The 17,850-nt window shown below is 31.0% G+C and carries 14 protein-coding genes; 5 read left to right on the top strand and 9 right to left on the bottom strand.

The annotated features are described in order from the left end of the window. The 4 genes from CVD18_RS09075 to CVD18_RS09090 all read left to right on the top strand — a co-directional run. A partial coding sequence (locus tag CVD18_RS09075; RefSeq protein ID WP_199185062.1) for a UPF0236 family transposase-like protein occupies positions 1 to 588 on the top strand: 588 nt, incomplete at its 5' end. A gap of 479 nt (positions 589 to 1,067) precedes the next feature. Continuing rightward, positions 1,068 to 3,479, top strand: a complete 2,412-nt coding sequence (locus tag CVD18_RS09080; RefSeq protein WP_103865127.1) for a TIM-barrel domain-containing protein — start codon at positions 1,068 to 1,070, stop codon at positions 3,477 to 3,479. 153 nt (positions 3,480 to 3,632) lie between these two features. Next, positions 3,633 to 4,028: a hypothetical protein gene (locus tag CVD18_RS09085; RefSeq protein ID WP_158250420.1), complete on the top strand. Its 396-nt coding sequence runs from the start codon at positions 3,633 to 3,635 to the stop codon at positions 4,026 to 4,028. A gap of 31 nt (positions 4,029 to 4,059) precedes the next feature. After that, positions 4,060 to 4,650 (top strand): YdeI family protein, encoded by a 591-nt coding sequence (locus tag CVD18_RS09090; RefSeq protein WP_103865129.1) that lies wholly within the window; start codon positions 4,060 to 4,062, stop codon positions 4,648 to 4,650. A gap of 573 nt (positions 4,651 to 5,223) precedes the next feature. Here CVD18_RS09090 and CVD18_RS09095 read toward each other — a convergent pair. The 6 genes from CVD18_RS09095 to CVD18_RS09120 form a co-directional block, all read right to left on the bottom strand. Next, positions 5,224 to 5,877, bottom strand: coding sequence for an alpha/beta hydrolase (locus tag CVD18_RS09095; protein WP_103865130.1), 654 nt, complete (start codon positions 5,875 to 5,877; stop codon positions 5,224 to 5,226). A 74-nt stretch (positions 5,878 to 5,951) separates the two neighbouring features. Then, complete coding sequence (locus CVD18_RS09100) at positions 5,952 to 6,758, bottom strand: hypothetical protein (protein ID WP_103865131.1); 807 nt, start codon at positions 6,756 to 6,758, stop codon at positions 5,952 to 5,954. A gap of 37 nt (positions 6,759 to 6,795) precedes the next feature. After that, positions 6,796 to 7,125, bottom strand: a complete 330-nt coding sequence (locus CVD18_RS09105; RefSeq protein WP_103865132.1) for a DUF4870 domain-containing protein — start codon at positions 7,123 to 7,125, stop codon at positions 6,796 to 6,798. A gap of 87 nt (positions 7,126 to 7,212) precedes the next feature. Continuing rightward, positions 7,213 to 8,466, bottom strand: a complete 1,254-nt coding sequence (locus CVD18_RS09110) for a dihydroorotase family protein (protein WP_103865133.1) — start codon at positions 8,464 to 8,466, stop codon at positions 7,213 to 7,215. Then, positions 8,463 to 10,391, bottom strand: coding sequence for a BatA and WFA domain-containing protein (locus tag CVD18_RS09115; protein WP_103865134.1), 1,929 nt, complete (start codon positions 10,389 to 10,391; stop codon positions 8,463 to 8,465). Before CVD18_RS09115 ends, CVD18_RS09110 begins: the two co-directional genes overlap by 4 nt. A 170-nt stretch (positions 10,392 to 10,561) precedes the next feature. Next, a complete protein-coding gene (locus CVD18_RS09120) occupies positions 10,562 to 11,110 on the bottom strand; it encodes a porin family protein (RefSeq protein WP_103865135.1) in 549 nt (182 codons plus the stop codon). A gap of 152 nt (positions 11,111 to 11,262) precedes the next feature. Between CVD18_RS09120 and CVD18_RS09125 the strand changes: the two genes are divergently transcribed. Next, the gene (locus CVD18_RS09125) at positions 11,263 to 12,819 is read left to right on the top strand and encodes an NAD(P)/FAD-dependent oxidoreductase (RefSeq protein ID WP_103865136.1); all 1,557 of its coding nucleotides are present in this window, start codon (positions 11,263 to 11,265) and stop codon (positions 12,817 to 12,819) included. Between the two features lie 87 nt (positions 12,820 to 12,906). Here CVD18_RS09125 and CVD18_RS09130 read toward each other — a convergent pair whose 3' ends face one another. The 3 genes from CVD18_RS09130 to CVD18_RS09140 all read right to left on the bottom strand — a co-directional run bounded on the left by CVD18_RS09130 (position 12,907) and on the right by CVD18_RS09140 (position 17,671). Continuing rightward, positions 12,907 to 14,136, bottom strand: a complete 1,230-nt coding sequence (locus CVD18_RS09130) for an ATP-binding protein (RefSeq protein ID WP_233194512.1) — start codon at positions 14,134 to 14,136, stop codon at positions 12,907 to 12,909. 235 nt (positions 14,137 to 14,371) lie between these two features. Further along, complete coding sequence (locus CVD18_RS09135) at positions 14,372 to 14,752, bottom strand: RidA family protein (protein ID WP_103865138.1); 381 nt, start codon at positions 14,750 to 14,752, stop codon at positions 14,372 to 14,374. 150 nt (positions 14,753 to 14,902) lie between these two features. After that, positions 14,903 to 17,671: a putative LPS assembly protein LptD gene (locus tag CVD18_RS09140; protein ID WP_103865139.1), complete on the bottom strand. Its 2,769-nt coding sequence runs from the start codon at positions 17,669 to 17,671 to the stop codon at positions 14,903 to 14,905. Between the last annotated feature and the right edge of the window lie 179 nt (positions 17,672 to 17,850).

Raw genomic sequence — 17,850 nt, forward strand, 5'->3', positions numbered from 1 at the left:
TTGACAGCCTCTACCTATGTTACCCATCTAGGGGATTATAAGGAATTCATTACAAAGATGGATTATCATTTGGAAAACCTGAACTCTCTTGTCTTTATAGCAGATGGCGCAAGGTGGATTTGGAAATGGATAGAACAACACTATCCTGAAAGTATACAGATTGTAGATTATTATCATTGTAAAGAACATCTATGCGAATTTGCTAAACTTTACTATAAAGATGAAAAACAAAGATATAAGTGGATTGATACATGCTCAGAAATGATGCTCACCAAGGGGATTGACCCCATTATTGTAACACTTGAAAAATTACCAGAACAGCGCAAAACAACTGGAAAAAGAAACACATTGATCAACTATTATCGTAAAAATAAAGACAGAATGCAGTATCATAAATATATTGAAAAAGGGCTGATAATAGGATCGGGAGCCATAGAATCTGCTCACAAAGATGTGCTGCAACAGCGATTGAAGTTATCTGGGCAGCGATGGACTATGGAAGGTTTTCAACAAATGGCGCAACTAAGAGTAGTATATAAAAGCAAACAAGAACACAGGATCAAACAATTATGCCAAAATGCAGCATAATGGGAAATTTGTCGTACACCCGAAAGAAGAAAGAAGAAAGAAGTATAATTAAAGTTAAGTTTATTTCCTGTTTGATTAGGTACTGATTGCGCATTGAGCGTATATGTATTAGTACAGAATATACCAAATAGAATATAACTAGTTATTTTTTTGATGATTTTATAATGATAGTTCATAATGTGCAATACGTTTTTTTAAGTTAACTTGGTTACTACTTTTCAAAACTACAGACCTTATATTACCAGATTGTTCGGGGATGGTAAACAAATGATTAGGATACTGTTATGTACTTTATTGTTTTGTACTAGCAACGTATATTGTAATACGAAAACGTTGTAGTGATTTTTTGAGATTCTGATAGTATTATAAGAGTTTTGATACTGATTTAATAATTCTGATTCCTAGACTTTTGTATGGATGAAGTTTCAGTGGCATTCTATTATATTTGATATATTTTCAGCTTTTAATCAAACACTACTATGCCTAGAATTACTTATATAAAACGTTTTTTTCTTTTATTACTTTTATTGAGTGTGGGATTGAATTTTTCTTGCAGGAAAAAATTAGATGGCCCATATCAAGGATTTAAAAACAAAAATACTTATATCGAAGTCTTTAAGGATGATGGAGCTTATATCATAACTCCTTATTCAGATAAAATTATTGAAACTTCATTTATTCCTAAGGGAGAAATTTTTGATACAATATCTCATGCAGTAGTATTAGAACCTATAGTTAAAAAGCTAAAGGTAGAAGAGAATGATAGTTTATTAATTATTGATACTGATGGTATTGATGTGCATATAACCAAAGAACCATTTAATATATCTTATTGGTTTAATGATAAAAAGCTAATTTCTGAAAGAAAAGGATATATAAAAACAGATTCTACAGAAGTATTAGATTTTAGTTTAGACAAAGAAGAAGTTATTTATGGAGCAGGAGCAAGGGTGGTAGGTATGAATAGAAGAGGGAAAAGACTTCAACTCTATAATAAAGCTCATTATGGGTATGAGACTTATTCAGAATTAATGAATTTTACAATGCCCTTGGTACTTTCTTCCAAAACCTATGCAGTTCATTTTGACAATGCCCCTATTGGATTTTTGGATATTGATAGTAAAAAGAATAACTCATTGCAGTATGAAACAATAAGTGGAAGAAAAACCTATCAAGTGATAGCAGGAGAAAACTGGAGAGATCTAATGGATCAATATACTAATCTTACAGGCAAACAACCACTTCCTCCTCGTTGGGCATTTGGAAATTTTGCTAGTCGTTTTGGATATCATTCAGAAAAAGAAACCAAAGAAACAATAGCTAGGTTTAAAAAAGATAGCATTCCATTGGATGCAGTGATCCTTGATATTTATTGGTTTGGTAAGAATATAAAAGGGCATATGGGAAATCTAGAGTTTTTGAAAGATTCATTTCCAACACCTAAGCAGATGATCAATGATTTTAAAGATCAAGGAATAAAAACAATATTGATTACAGAGCCTTTTATTCTCAAAACGTCAAAAAAATGGGATGAAGCGGTAGCCGAACAGATTTTAGGAAAAGATACACTTGGTAATCCATTTGAATATAACTTTTATTTTGGAGATACAGGAATAATTGATATTTACGACCCTAAGGGAAAAGATTGGTTTTGGAATATATATGCATCTTATACCAAGGATTATGGTATTGCTGGATGGTGGGGTGATTTAGGAGAGCCAGAGGTACATCCATCGGGATTACAACATGCAACAAGAAGTGCAGATGAGGTGCATAATATTTATGGACATGATTGGGCTAGACTTATTGAAGAAGGATATAAGAGAGATTTTCCTGATCAACGCCCTTTTATATTAATGCGATCAGGATATTCGGGTTCTCAACGATTTGGTATGATCCCGTGGTCGGGTGATGTAAATAGAAGTTGGGGAGGGTTACAGCCACAAACAGAAATTGCATTGCAAATGGGAATGCAAGGATTGGGGTATATGCATTCTGATTTAGGCGGATTTGCAGGAGGAGAAATCTTTGATGCTGAACTGTATACCCGTTGGTTACAATATGGAGTGTTTCAGCCAATATTCAGACCTCATGCACAAGAACATATTGCACCCGAACCTGTTTTTCATGATACAAAAACAAAAAGCTTAGCCAAAAAAAATATAGAGCTTAGATATAGCATGATTCCTTATAATTATACAACTGCTTTTCAGAATAATCAGAAAGGTATCCCCCTAATGCGGCCTTTGTTTTTTGATAATGCAGATAATAAAAACCTGTATGATGTAAGCAGTGCTTATATGTGGGGGGATAATTTACTAGTTGCTCCAGTAGTAAAAAAAGGAATAACATCAATGGATATTCCTTTTCCAGGAGGAAATAATTGGTATGATTTTTTTACTGGTGATAAATTTAAAGGAGGAATACAAAAAACAGTAAACTTAGAAGAGGATTATATTCCTGTATTCGTAAAAGGAGGAGCTTTTATTCCAATGATTAAACCAATTCAAACTACAGATGAATATTCTACCAAAGAATTGATTGTTCACTTTTATTATGATGACGAAGTTAAGAATAGTTCAGATATACTATACGATGATGATGGCAAGACGCCCAGAGCTTTCGAAAAAGGAAAATATGAGATCCTACAATTTAAAAATACAACAACTACACAGAGTATTTCAATTAGATTAACTACAGAAAAAGGAAGTAATTACACTTCAATTGAAAGGAATATTACTTTGATAGTTCATAATCTAGATACTAAACCAGAATCTATACGTATAGGAGATTCTTTATTACCTTTTGAATGGAGTTTACAACAGCAAACAGTAAAAATTCAATTTATCGTAGAAAGCTCTATTAATAAAACCATAGAGATATCGCTATAGGAAACTATAAATAAATGCCTTTATGATTAAGTGTATGTATGTAAAAGTATAATATAATTAATTTATATTATTGATTGTGTTAAAAAATTATTATTTCTTTAGTATATTAAGACTTTTAATTGTTTTATTATGATGTTTACTAAAAGGTGGAGAATGCGGTTTAATTTGATAGCATTGATGTTTGTAGTCTTTCTATTTACGGGATGTGACTACAGTATTAAATGGCTTAATGGAGAATGGGAAGGAGTAGGGTGCCAGTTGGATATGGAAGATAATGATACTTGGTTTATTAATCTAGAAATTGATATAGATAAACAATTGTTTGATATAGAATATCCTAGTTTGGGATGTGCTGGAAATTGGGAGTTGATTGATTATTCAAGTGATCGGGCAATTTTTAATGAATTAATTACTGAGAATGATAAAAATGATTGTATAGAAAAAGGAACTGTAATTCTTACTAAAGTCGACGAAAAGCATATTAGTTTTAGTTATTATATTTATAGTGATAAAGACGTTTTAGCCTTCTCAACACTAAGGAGGAAGTAAGAGAATTTTCTTGGTAAAAGAATATACAATCATGAAAAAAAACAAACCTGTAGAAGAGTTCATCGCAAAGAACTTGCAGTGGCAAGAAGAATTAAAGTTATTAAGAAGTATTATGCTTGCTACAGAGGTAGAAGAATCTATAAAGTGGGGGACTCCAGTTTATACGATAAATGATAAGAATGTAATGGGACTTGGTGCTTTTAAATCTTATGTTGGGATTTGGTTTTATCAAGGGGTATTTTTAGAGGATAAAAAAAAGAAATTGATTAATGCTCAAGAGGGAAAAACCAAAGGTTTACGGCAATGGAGGTTTACTGGTATTAATGATATAGATAAGGGTTTAGTGTTGAGTTATGTAAAAGAGGCTATAAGTAATCAAAAAGCGGGTAAGGAGATTAAGAAAGAAAAATCAACTGAAATAAAAATACCTTCAGAATTATTGAATGTTTTAAATAATAACGAGAACTTTAAAAAAGCTTTTGAAAGATTAACTTTATTTAAACAAAAAGAATATACAGCTTATATTACCGATGCAAAAAGAGAAACGACGCGTTTATCAAGATTAGAAAAGGTAAAGCCAATGATTATTGAAGGAATTGGTCTCAATGATAAGTATAGGTAGCTATTTTGAAAGGTAAAGCGTTTTTGATAATAAATAAGAGAAAAAGAAATACATACCCCAGACTTGGTTATGTGAGCCCAAGGTATGAAAGGTTTAATAAGAGTAATGAGTACTGTTATTTGTGACTTTATTCATTGAATTGATGTACTACTTTTTCAATTTACTATAAAAATGCTCTCTTGGTTAGAATCAAAAAAAGTATAGAACACTTTATATAAAAGATAAATTCACAATGTTTTTTTTAGGATTTATATAATTTTAAATCATTATTTTTATTTAGTCTAAACAAAAATAATAAAACTATAATAGTACAAAAATCATTTTTGAAAATATTTTTTCGAAAAACAAATAAAAAAGAAAGACTAAGATTTTGTGTTAAAATTTAGCTATAAAAAAGGTCTCCTATATGATTTTAGTTAATTTTTTTTAACTAATTTAAACATAGAACGAAAAGAGAAGAAGAGGATACCAGTAATATTCTGTAATTGTTATTAGTAAATAGAATTTTGCTACAATACCACTTGATAATTCCCCTAATTAGGTTAATCAGGGGAAAAAATGTAACGTATGTGTTTAAATTCTAGAACTTAACCATTCTTTAAACTGATAAAAATTTTGAGGAGCAACCCCGTGTCCAACAGGAAATTCATTCAACGAAGTTTCTATTCCAAGCTTTGTAAATAGGACAGGAGCTTTTCTTGCCCAATCTATTGGGATTACTTGGTCTACCGTACCATGAGAGCAGTAAATATCCAGTTTAGAGAAATCATTAGAGGCATAAGAGTCGGCTAAAATCTCTTCATTGAGATATCCACTTAATGCAATTACATTTTTAACTTTTTGTGGATAAGAAAGTGCTACAGCATAGCTGAGAATTGTACCTTGACTAAACCCTAATAATGAAATATTATCTGCATCAAGGTTATACGCTTCTATTGCTTCGTCAATAAAATTAGCAATTTTATCTCTTGATTCTATTGCTTGTTTATCATCGCTAAATTTTCCTTTTGTAGGATCCATATAAATGGCATACCAGGCATTGCCAGATGGTTGCATAGGGTAAGGAGCTCTCACAGAAATAATGAATAATTCATCAGGTAATTCTGTAGCAAAAGAAAAAAGATCATTCTCATCACTACCATATCCATGAAACATAAATAATGCTGCTTTTTTTTCTTTTTGTACAGTAGGTTCTTTGATGATATGATATAATGATAAATCTTTCATTTTTATGTTTTTAATTATTAATTTATTTTTTAAACTATTTAATTGTCTCTTATTTTATAACAAGAAAAACGATTTTATAGTTGTATGTGAATATGATCATCATGTCTAACAGCACGACACCCATGAAATCTAATTTTATTGCTCTGTATTTTTAATCTACTCTTGAGATGAGGTTCTATAAAAATTTTCCTAATTTGTTTATGACTTACAATTGATAAAAGTAAATCTCTAGTAGCTTTTCTAGAAAATTTAAGATCATTGTTTATAGTTCCAAAAGTTACATATTTTGTAATATCATATTGCCAATATCCTACTTGCTTGCATTTTTTTGTTTGATGATATTCAGTTTTTAGAGGATTCTCAAATACCCCATATCCACTAATTGTGGGTTTTTTATTGGTAATCTTATGATTTTGATCTTTGTAAATGAAAGAAATATCAATCTTTTTACCATCATTATGACTGTGATGAGGTATTAATGGAAATCCATCAATAAAAGGAAAATTAGCATCAAGATATACTACTGCTATACCTGGGTTAGATTTTTGGATAGAATTTGCAATATCTTTTAGAGTGGTAATCAGTTGTGGCTTTACATAATCTCTATTCATAAGTTTCGTGAGAAAATTATGAGCTTTTAACTCTGAACTATCTTTTATTTTCTCTCTACCAAATATTGGAGCAATGTTGGGGACTATTAAAAATGTAGCAATAAGATATGCTATAATAAAAATCCCTAATCTTTTTAATCTATATTTTGATTGTTTTTTTTTGATACTTATCTCAACCAAAATATAGATAATACCACCAATCTGAGTTACTATAGTTAATAAACAAAAAATAAAGATTTTTAGAAATAACTTTATTAGTTTAATAGGCATAAATTTCAGATAATAAGGTTTTTGTAATGCAATTAAACTATTTGATAAAGCTAAACCATTTTTGAAAGAAAGGACCTAGAAGAGGAACGACTTTTTGCTCTTCTTTCATTGCTGTTATCAAACCAAATATCCATAACACAAAAATAAACACATAAAAAGCAGAAGAAACAGCCCAAGAATCAAAAATACTTACCAATGCACCTATAAGATAAAAACTAATATTGATGCCTAGTGCTTGTCTGATATGAAAATTGGTAAACTTGTTCTTTTGCTCTTGATTCATGAAAAAAGCAATGATTGTACCAATGATTGTAAGGTAAGCAACTATAGCTGCAGTTTTCCCTTGTTTTTCGTAGTTAGATTCCATTTTAAGTAGTATTATGATTTGCAGAGGTTGTATTCTCTATAATGAGTTAAAAATAAATAAATGTTGGTTTTAATTTATTTTAAAAGACTATTTCAACACTATTTTACCATTAGAAATAATACCATAGGTATTTCCTAATATTGTTTTACCCACAAATGCACTATTTTTTGATGTAGAAAGGATATGTTCTTTTTCAAAAGTTGCATTACCCTTAGGAGTAAACAATGTAATATCTGCTGTAGTACCAACAGTTATACTTTTGTTTTCAATTCCAAAAACTGATTTCCCTTTAGTAAGGACATCTATTGTTTTTTCTAAACCTATTGTATTGTTAAGAACGCCAAATGCACTTTCTAGTCCTATTGTACCATAAGAAGCATTGTCAAATTCTACTTTTTTATGTTCTACATCTATAGGTTGATGATCAGCAGTAACCATATCAATTGTACCGTCGGCAATACCTTCTAATAATGCATTTATATCTTTCTGAGTTCGTAGAGGAGGCAATACCTTGTAATTAGTATCAAATGTGATAAGTTCTTTATCTGTAAGAGTTAGGTGATGAGCTGTAGTACTACAACTTACCTGTAATCCTTTCTCTTTTGCTTTACGAATTAAATCAACTGATTTTTCTGTAGTTATAGTAGGTATATGTAATTTTCCTTTGGTATACTCTAATAGAAATAAATCTCTAGCAATTTGCAGTTCTTCTGCCAAAGCAGGGATTCCTTTTAGCCCTAATAGAGTACTTTGCTCTTCTTCATTGACAATTCCTTTTCCTGCAATTTCATTTTCTTGAGGGAAGGAAATAACCAAGCCATCAAAATTTTGTGCATAGAGTAATGCAATTTTTAGTAAGTTAGGATTTTTAATAGCTTTTTTATAATCTCCAAAAGCAATAGCCCCAGCCTGTTTCATATCAAACAGCTCAGCCATATCAACTCCTTTGGATTGAATAGTTAATGATCCTATAGGATGTAATGATACCGCATTATCAAGAGATTTTCCTTTTAAAAATGCAATAGAAGTGCTTGTATCTACTATTGGTAATGTATTTGGTTGTACTGCAATTGCAGTAAATCCACTTTTTGCAGCTACTTGTAAACCATGAATAATAGTTTCTCGCTCTTCATAACCAGGTTCACCAAAGCTTACACTACTATCAAACCATCCTTGAGAAACATGTAAATTATTTAGTAGTATTTCTTTTTGATCGGCAGCGCTCTGGATTGATGTATCTATATTTGATATAACCCCATCTTTGATCAGGATATCAACAGTTTTATTATGAAAAGGTGATTCAGGATCAATTACGGTAGCAGCCTTTAATAAGAGGTTCATTTTAGGTATTTTAATAGTAGGATTTCAATTAATAAGAATATCAGTGCAAAAATAACAAACCATTTCCAAAGTTCATGCACGCTCGTCTCTTCTTTTATTTGATCAAAAAGCTCGGTTATTGATTCGCTTACCTGATAGTTTTGTGTAGTATTTAAGTTATAATATTGTAATTGGCTTTCTGCACTATTATAATTATAACTTATATGTTGTATTGTTTTTTTTGTATTATCCTGTAAGCTATAAATACCAGCTTTTGTAGGAACTTCATCTGTAGTGATTCTTACTTTTGTAGAAAAACTTTGTTGCATTGGGATAATACTTTCTTCATTAGAAATAAGAGATAATACTCCATCTTGTCCCAAAGAGATAGGAATATCATACGAATTAGTTTGACCAATGGTATAAGATATATCGGCTAGTTGTAAGCTTTGTTTTCCTATGTTATAAAGAGTAGGAACAATCAGTGGAGAGTTTTTAAAATTTGAGTTCTCTTTGTTTATCGCCGCAGTAAATATATAAAGGTTATTTGTTTTGTATAAAAAAGGGCTATTGTCTTCAAATGACAGTACGGTATTAGAAGCATTAGCATGATAGTAACTATTAACTTTTGGATATTGAAAATTAGTAACTTTTTTATTAAAAACTCCACGATATAGAGGGTGAGAAAAATGAATTGAAGTAATCTTTTTTTCTTGTACTTTTTCTGATGATATTCCCTGAGCAGAAAATTTATTAATAAATTGCTGATATGATGATACATCTCCTTTTACTGCTGGAATAAAACAAATAGTACCTCCTCGTTCTGTAAAAGGTTTTAATGTGTTTGTAAGAGAAATAGGAATTTGTTTTACTTCATTGACAATAACTAGATTGGCAGTACTAATATCATTATAATTAAGTTGCTCTATAGAGCAACTGATTAATACAAACTCATCAGAAGTATATATGTTTTTGATAAAATTATCATTAGCTTCGTTGATCGCAACAACTTTAATTTTTTCAGGTGTATTTATTGTAAAAAACCTAGAATTATCAAAAGTTATGAGATGATCTTCTAGTGTTACCCGTCCATTTATTTTTATACTCTCATCTAATTGGAATTCTGCTTTTGCTGTTCCGTTTTCAGGAATCAAAATAGCAGTTTTAGCAATTAGTTTATCATCATTGTACAGTGCAATAGACGTGTTTTCAGGATTGGTATCTATATTACTGGCCAGTACATTAAGAATTAGGTTGTTATTTATGTTACGTTCCAGAAAAAGACTATCTATAGCAAGGTTTTGTTTGGTAACTGGTTGCAGTTGTACCAAATGTGTTTTTATTTCAGAGTTTTTAGGCAATGTGAATTGATCTTCTTTCTGCTGAAAATCAGAAACCATTATAATACGTTTTATCGTTTCTGTAGAAGAGCCTGCTAGTTGTTTAGCTTTAAGATACGCAGCACTATAAGAAAGTTGATTAGAAGAATATGCTATTTGTAATAAGTCGTTCTGTATGTTTTTTTTAGAAACATCAATAAAAGTTTCAGTATTTGTAAAAAGAGAAATAGTTTCTTCTTCAGGTAAATCGCTTAATATTTCTTGAATAGCACGTTTTAATAAAGGTCCTTTTGCTCCTTTGGCTTGCATACTAAAAGAGTTGTCGAGATAAATGACTGTTTTACTTTTTTTTCCTACAATCTTATCTAAAGCTAAAAATGGTTGTGCAAAACCGATAATAATTGCAGCCATTGCTAATAATCGAGACAATAATGTAAGCCACTTTTTGATCTGAGAGCTTTTTCGGGTCTGTATGGTAACAGCTTTAAGAAACTGAACATTAGAGAAATTTACTTTTTGAAAACGCCTTAACTGGAATAAATGAACTATAACAGGAATGATAAGAGCAAAAAGTGTGTAGAGAAATTCTGGATGTTTAAATTGCATTCCTTAGTAAGGTTTATCAAATATACTATAAGATTTGAGAATTACGAATATCAAAATTATCAAATCAGAATTTTTAAATCAAAAAAATATGAGTTAAAATTTATTATAAAGTAAAAGCGGAAGTGTAACTTTCCGCTTTTCTTATTATTTGAGATACATTTTTTTTCTTATTAGAAAATGTAATACCCTACAGATACTTGGAAGTTAGAATTCTTAGAATCAAAGTTGTCTACATCAAAAACATTTGTTACACCAAAGTTGTAACGTAATTGACCAAAGAAAGGACCAAATTCTACTCCAGCTCCAACTGCACCACTAAGATCAAAATTCTTAGCTTTTATATCGACTATAGTAGTACCAAAAGCCTTATCTAGGTTGTCATTTACTACAAAACCAAATTGTGGTCCTGCTTCTACACTAAAAATTTTAGCAAATTTGTATTTTAATAATACTGGTACATTGATATAATCTATATCACCATCTTTTACTCCTTGCGCAGAGTATAATAATTCTGGTTGAAGCGCAAATTTTTCTGCTAAACCTATTTGAGCAACAGCCCCAATATGATATCCAGTTCTTCCGTCTGGATTACCTTGGAGGTTATCCCCATTAAGTGTGGCAAAATTAAGCCCACCTTTAAAACCGAATTTGATGTCTTGTGCGTTTGAAGAAACTGAAAAACCGATTATCGCAATTGCTAATAAAAAAAGCTTTTTCATAATTGTAAATTTAAGGTTTGTTTTATATTCAAATATAGGAACAATTCCCTTAATAAAATATTAAAATAAAAAAGATTCAGGGTGATAGCTGTTGATTATATTGAAATAAAGAATGTTGTATCTTCGCCCTAAAATCAAAATCTAACTTAAGATTGCAATACGAATTTACCATACAAGTTTTACCTGAGATCGCAGAGAATTCTGATCTTTTAAAAAAAGAAATAGCACACAAAAACAGAATTCCTCTCGAAGAAATTAGGCATATACAAGTACTAAAACGATCGATAGATGCACGCCAGCGTACTGTAAAAATAAATTTAAAAATTAAAGTCTTTGTAAAAGAAGATTTTATTGACAAACCACTTAATTTGCCTGAATATCCTGAAGTTTTTAGTAGTTCTCAAGTAATAATAATAGGAGCAGGGCCAGCGGGTTTGTTTGCAGCATTACGTTGTATAGAGTTGGGATATAAACCTATTGTTTTAGAACGAGGAAAAGATGTACAGGCTCGTCGTAGAGATCTCAAAGCAATTAATCGAGATCATATAGTTAATCCAGATTCTAATTATTGTTTTGGAGAAGGAGGAGCAGGAACATATAGTGATGGTAAGTTATATACACGATCCAAAAAGAGAGGTGATGTAAACCGTATTTTGGAATTGCTAGTTGGATTTGGGGCAACAGATCAAATTCTCGTAGAAGCGCATCCTCATATTGGAACCAATAAATTACCTAATATTATAGCTGCCATACGGCAAAAAATAATAGAAAGAGGAGGAGAGGTATATTTTGATACTCGCGTTACTGATTTTAAAATTAAAAATTCACAAATTAATGGAATAACTCTTCTTAATGGAGATACAATTGATACCAATAAGGTGATTCTTGCAACAGGTCATTCTGCAAGGGATATATTTGAGTTATTATATCGTAAAAAAATAGAAATAGAGGCAAAGCCCTTTGCATTAGGGGTGCGAGTAGAGCATCCTCAATTACTTATCGATAAGATCCAGTATAGTTGTGAGGTTAGAGACCCTTATTTACCTCCATCACCTTATAGTATAGTAAAACAAGTAGAAGGAAGAGGGATGTACTCTTTTTGTATGTGTCCAGGAGGTGTTATTGCCCCGTGTGCAACAAGTCCAGGAGAAGTCGTAACTAATGGATGGTCTCCTTCAAAAAGAGATCAACCAACTGCCAATAGTGGTATTGTAGTAGAATTGAAACCAGAAGATTTTAAACCTTTTGAAAAATACGGGCCATTATCAGGAGTATATTTTCAAAAAAGTATTGAGCAACAAGCATGGCGAGTAGGGGGGGGAACTCAAAAAGTGCCAGCTCAAAGATTAATAGATATGGTGAATGGAAAAATGTCAAATGACCTTCCTGCTACTTCCTATAAACCAGGATTAACGGCAGCTGATATGAAATCGGTATTTCCTCAATTTATTCATAATACGTTACAACAAGGGTTTAAAGCGTTTGATAAAAGTATGAGAGGATATCTTACCAATGAGGCTGTAGTGCATGCACCAGAATCAAGAACATCATCACCAGTACGTATTCCTAGAGATTGGAAAACACTAGAACATGTGCAAATTAAAGGATTATACCCTTGTGGAGAAGGTGCAGGGTATGCAGGAGGTATTATATCTGCCGCAATTGATGGTGAAAAGTGTGCAGAAGCTTGTATTCAAAGTATTAAATAAAACCTGTATTACTTGTAAATAGAGAAATCCTCTTACAACAATTATAATAAGGGGAGACTTATGCATTCTTCTACTAACTAAACTATATTAGTTAGTAGAAGAATGGTGTTTTCTGATAGAAAAATCAAAAGTAGTATGAATTTTTTCTTGAGAAGATACATTAATATATCCTCCAAGATTATTTACTAATTTTTTAACAGTTGAAAGGCCAATGCCATTACCTTTATTACCATTTCTATCTGTAGTATTAGCAATAGTAAAAAGATCAAAAATAGAGTTTAGTTTATCACTAGGAATTCCCATACCATTATCTATTACTCTGAAATAATAAAAATTATCATCCTCACTTGTTTCTATAGATATAATTATTTGATCTTTATCATTGTATTTAATACTATTTCCTATCAAATTAAAAAATATTTGTTTTAGAGCAAGTTTGTTGCATTCAACAATAGGATCTTCTTCTGGAAAATAAATGGTAAAATCAGGTTTTACACTTAATACGTCAACAATTTTATTTAATAAATGATTGAGGTAAAATTCTTCGGGTTTGTTTTGCACAAGACTTTCACTTTCATAATGGTCAAGCACATCATTGATATAATTACTCATAGAGAAGGAAGATGTTTTTATGTAGTTAAAATATTCTACGCTTTCCTTATCAAGTTTATCATCAAGTTTCAATTTTAATAAATCTGTTGATGTAATAATGTTAGCAAGTGGCATTTTGAGATCATGAGAAATAACCCTTGCAAATTCTCTTAAGGATTCGTTATGCTCTTTTAATTTATTTTGAATTGCCTGTAAATCTTTATTTTTTTTATTAAGCTCAAAAAGGATAATAACTTGTTTGGCCAATGCATTGAGTGATTCCATTTGTTGCTGAGAAAGCTTTTTTGGAGTGCTATCCATTATGCATAAAGAACCAAGAGCAAAACCATCTTTATTTACTAGAGCAAATCCAGCATAAAAAATTATAGGTCTACCTTCTAGAAAACTAGGACTAGAATTAAAACGTTCATCCTTTCTTATATCTGTAATTATTAATGGTCTTTCAGGATGTAGAACAACATAAGAGCATAATGAGTTTTTGCGAGCAGTCTCACAAATAGTAAGCCCTTGTTTAGACTTAAACCATTGTCGGTCATTATCTACCAATGATATTAAAGCAATATCAGTATCACAGATATAAGCAGCTAATGCAGTAATCTCATCAAACTCTTTTTGTGATTGAGTATCAAGTATCTCTAATGATTTCAAAGCCTTTAGCCTGAAATTTTCATTTATGGGTGTAGCAATTGGTGTCATCCTCTTCATAAGAATTGATTTGTGTAAAGCAATTCTTAATAAAATTAACTAAAATAACTTAGATATTAATGAATTAATTACCTGAACGTAGGTATTTTGCGTAATAACCGTAGTTTGTAGGAGATTGGTGAAAAGGAGATTGCTTGATTTTTTCTAGAAAAATACACTAATATATTTCTTTAGAAAAAATCAATTTATTTATCAATGCTATTGTAATAAAATTAAATGATAAAGTAGTAATATTTTATTTTACTGCAATTACAGAAATCTCCACATTAACAAATTTTGGTAATGCAGCTACAGCTACAGTTTCTCTTGCAGGAGCAGTATCCTCATTAAAATAATTACCATATACTTCGTTTACTTGTGCAAAATTATTCATGTCGCTTAAGAAAATGGTAGTTTTTATTACATTTTCAAAAGTCATGCCTACTTCATCTAATACAGCTTTGAGGTTTTGCATAACTTGCTCAGTTTCTGTCTTTATGTTATCAAGGATTAATTCTCCAGTTTTAGGATTAATTGCAATTTGTCCGGATGTATATAAAGTGTTTCCGTTTAATATAGCCTGATTATAAGGGCCGATAGGAGCAGGAGCCTTGGTAGTAGTTATGATTTTTTTCATGTGAAATATAGTTTTAAGTTATGATTTTTACTCACTAAGTGAGGTTTTAGTATTCCGAAGCTTGCTTCGAAATTAAAGGTTTGTTTCAAACGAATACTTCGTGAGCTTACTCCGAGGTAGTTTATTTAAAATCAAAAACGGTATGAGATATTATAGCTGTCTATCTGGTTCTCGTCTCTTATCCCATTTAATATCACTTAACATTGATGATTTGATACCAATAAAGAAGTTCCATGACGTTCTCTCACTAAAGGGAATCCAATTAAAATTCATAATCCAACTCTCTAAATCTCTTTGAAACCTTAAATTAGTAAAAGTGAATCCAGGGTTTTTAAGATCATACCCAGAAGATACACCAACAGACCATCGTGGAGCTAGTTCTACATCTCCCGAAAACATAATAGAGTGCGATGATATTTCATTCTGCCTTGCATTATTACTATAATTCACATTATATGATAGACGTAAAGACCATGGTATTTTATAACTATAATCGGTTACATCTTTATCTGTTTTTTTACTTTTATCTTTATCAAAGGATCTACTTTCTCCAAAATCAGTAACTCCTCCAAACAGATTGTCAGGTCTACCTTCATTCCTGAAATTCTGATTCTCTAGAGGGTCCTCGTTTATTTCCCCCTTCTCAAAGTCTTTACTAGAAAAAGAATACCCAAAATTAGCACTAGCTCTGGTTAAACGAAAAAGACTACCTCCATTATCAATATTCCAAACATCAATTACACGATTATTATTGTCTAAGGCATACGGATTTAATGTAGCGTTAAAATTAATGTCTAATTTATTTTGAACAATTGGAATGTTACCAGAAATAGCCAAAGGGCTTAACTTTAGAGAATCCCCTGCAACATTATAGGAAGTGCTTAGGTTAAGGTTGTTTAAAATGGTAATCTTTTTAGCCTCTGTAGCAGTACTGTCTTTACTCTTTACCTTCATTTCAATGTTATTGCTCAAAGAAAACCCTATACTACTAGAAAAAGTATTACTTGGAGCTCCATAAAGACCTCCTTCAAACCTTGAATACTCTACAATTTCGGTTTCATTAATATTGGGCGTATTTGGATTGTCTGTAACTGTATATGTGTCAAAAAACTCACTAAAAGCGGGCTTTATATTAAAACTTACAGAAGGCCTCATAGTGTGACGTATAGCCTCTATTTTCTTACCTTTTTTGAATTTAAAAGTACCATATATAGTAGTTCCTAAACTTGTAGCAAAATCATATGTACGAAAAGCATCAAAACCTTTGATTGTATCTCGTACTACTTCTCCAGCACCATCTTTAGCATCAGCATCATACCTTTGTTTTATTGTTTCAAAAACCCAATTTTCTTGAAAATTTGTTCCTGCTGTAGCACTTAAATATTTAAAAATCTTAAAATTTGTACTCAATGGGATAGAGTGCTGCATTCCCATTCGAGCTCCTTTGAACATCTCAGAAGAAAATAAATCATCATCTGTGGTTAGTATTTTATTTTCTCCCCTAAAATTGTATTGAGTATTAATGTTCTGTATAATTCCTTTTTTTACCCCAACTTTTGGAGCAAAAGGAAATATTCTAGACATGCTAATTGTTGCATTAGGCAAAGATAGATTTACTGCTCCAGAATTAACATTAGAGTTATGAGTAGCAGCAATATTTACATTAACCTGCGGTTCTCCTTGAAATGTTTTTGCATACGATATGTTAGAACTCAACTGGTTGTTCAAGAAATTACCAGTATTGAGTTGGTTTGTAGATTGCTGAAAATAATCAGTACTACCAAAATTCACAGAAGCCGAAAATCGAGAATTTGGATTTGCTTTAGCATCTTGACTATGCGACCATTGTATATTATAGGTTGTTCTTTGTGAAAAATCAGGAAAACCTCTTTCGCTTTGAAGGTTGTTTTCATATCTAAACCTAAGATTACCTCTAAATTTATAGCGTAAAGCATAAGCAGACTCTACTGCAAATGTATAACTACCATTCGTATAATAATCACCCATAAGAGTCAAATCCATATAATCACTAATAGCAAAATAATATCCCCCGTTCTGAAGGAAGTATCCACGATTATTTTCTTCTCCTGGACTAGGAATTATAAAACCAGATGTCCTATCTTCTGTCATAGGGAAATACCCAAAAGGTAAACCTAAAGGAGTAGGAACATCTGCAATAAACATATTTACCAGACCCGTTACAATTTTTTTCTTAGGAACAAATTTGATTCTACGTGCATAAAAATAGTACTCTGGATTCTCTATGTTTTCAGAAGTAGTAAATTTTACATTTTTCATATAAATAACAGAATCATTCTCTCGTTTAGAGATTTCATTCTTAATTCTAAATCCATTTTGTTCTGTTCTGGAATTATAAATAAGAGCTTTTTCTGTATCAAAATTAAAACGTATAGAATCTGGTTCAACTACATTTTGGGACTGTTTAAAAACAGGAGTCTGTGTATATTCACCTAAAGAATCTTTAATTCCATACGCATATACTTCATTTTTTGAGTTATCTACAACAATAAGTCCAGCATTGATTTGCATCTCTCCATATAGGATTTCTGCATTATTGTATAAATACATTTTATTTTCCTTTCTACTCAGTCGCATGTAATCTGTAGCTTTATAAGCTACTTTATCTGTTAATAGTTGCGGTTCTGGAGTAACAGAATCCTGTTTGACAGTATCCTGTTCTTTTTCATTAAGTAGTTCTTCTGGATTGATTTGAACACTTTTTACAGTGTCATGTTCTGCAGGATTGAGAACCTCTATAGACTTATTGGTTTCTTGTGCAGTTACTTGAGTAATGCAAAGCAGTGAAAAACTTAGTGAATAAAGTATGTGGCGTACCTTTGTTTGCAATGGTTTAAATCCTATTTTTGTATAACTATGGCTTAGTTTTTGAAGTGCCAAAATTACATATATTTTTTATGCTTAGATTGTAATTCATAAAAAAATAAAAAATTATGTCAATAACATACTCTCTAAGCTTTGTAAACATAGAAGATAAAGGTTTGTTATATAAATCACAATCTTTAATTTTTTAATGTGTTATATTAAAAACTGAAACATCAAGGGAATGTTTCAAAATT

The organism is Aquimarina sp. I32.4 (genome assembly GCF_002924285.1).
Taxonomy (GTDB): Bacteria; Bacteroidota; Bacteroidia; order Flavobacteriales; family Flavobacteriaceae; genus Aquimarina.

Bases quoted from the DNA above. Each gene is read 5' to 3' on its own strand.
- CVD18_RS09090 (WP_103865129.1), top strand. From the start codon at position 4,060: ATGAAAAAAAACAAACCTGTAGAAGAGTTCATCGCAAAGAACTTGCAG.
- CVD18_RS09095 (WP_103865130.1), bottom strand. From the start codon at position 5,877: ATGAAAGATTTATCATTATATCATATCATCAAAGAACCTACTGTACAA.
- CVD18_RS09130 (WP_233194512.1), bottom strand. From the start codon at position 14,136: ATGAAGAGGATGACACCAATTGCTACACCCATAAATGAAAATTTCAGG.
- CVD18_RS09080 (WP_103865127.1), top strand. From the start codon at position 1,068: ATGCCTAGAATTACTTATATAAAACGTTTTTTTCTTTTATTACTTTTA.
- CVD18_RS09120 (WP_103865135.1), bottom strand. From the start codon at position 11,110: ATGAAAAAGCTTTTTTTATTAGCAATTGCGATAATCGGTTTTTCAGTT.
- CVD18_RS09100 (WP_103865131.1), bottom strand. From the start codon at position 6,758: ATGCCTATTAAACTAATAAAGTTATTTCTAAAAATCTTTATTTTTTGT.
- CVD18_RS09105 (WP_103865132.1), bottom strand. From the start codon at position 7,125: ATGGAATCTAACTACGAAAAACAAGGGAAAACTGCAGCTATAGTTGCT.
- CVD18_RS09135 (WP_103865138.1), bottom strand. From the start codon at position 14,752: ATGAAAAAAATCATAACTACTACCAAGGCTCCTGCTCCTATCGGCCCT.
- CVD18_RS09115 (WP_103865134.1), bottom strand. From the start codon at position 10,391: ATGCAATTTAAACATCCAGAATTTCTCTACACACTTTTTGCTCTTATC.
- CVD18_RS09085 (WP_158250420.1), top strand. From the start codon at position 3,633: ATGCGGTTTAATTTGATAGCATTGATGTTTGTAGTCTTTCTATTTACG.
- CVD18_RS09110 (WP_103865133.1), bottom strand. From the start codon at position 8,466: ATGAACCTCTTATTAAAGGCTGCTACCGTAATTGATCCTGAATCACCT.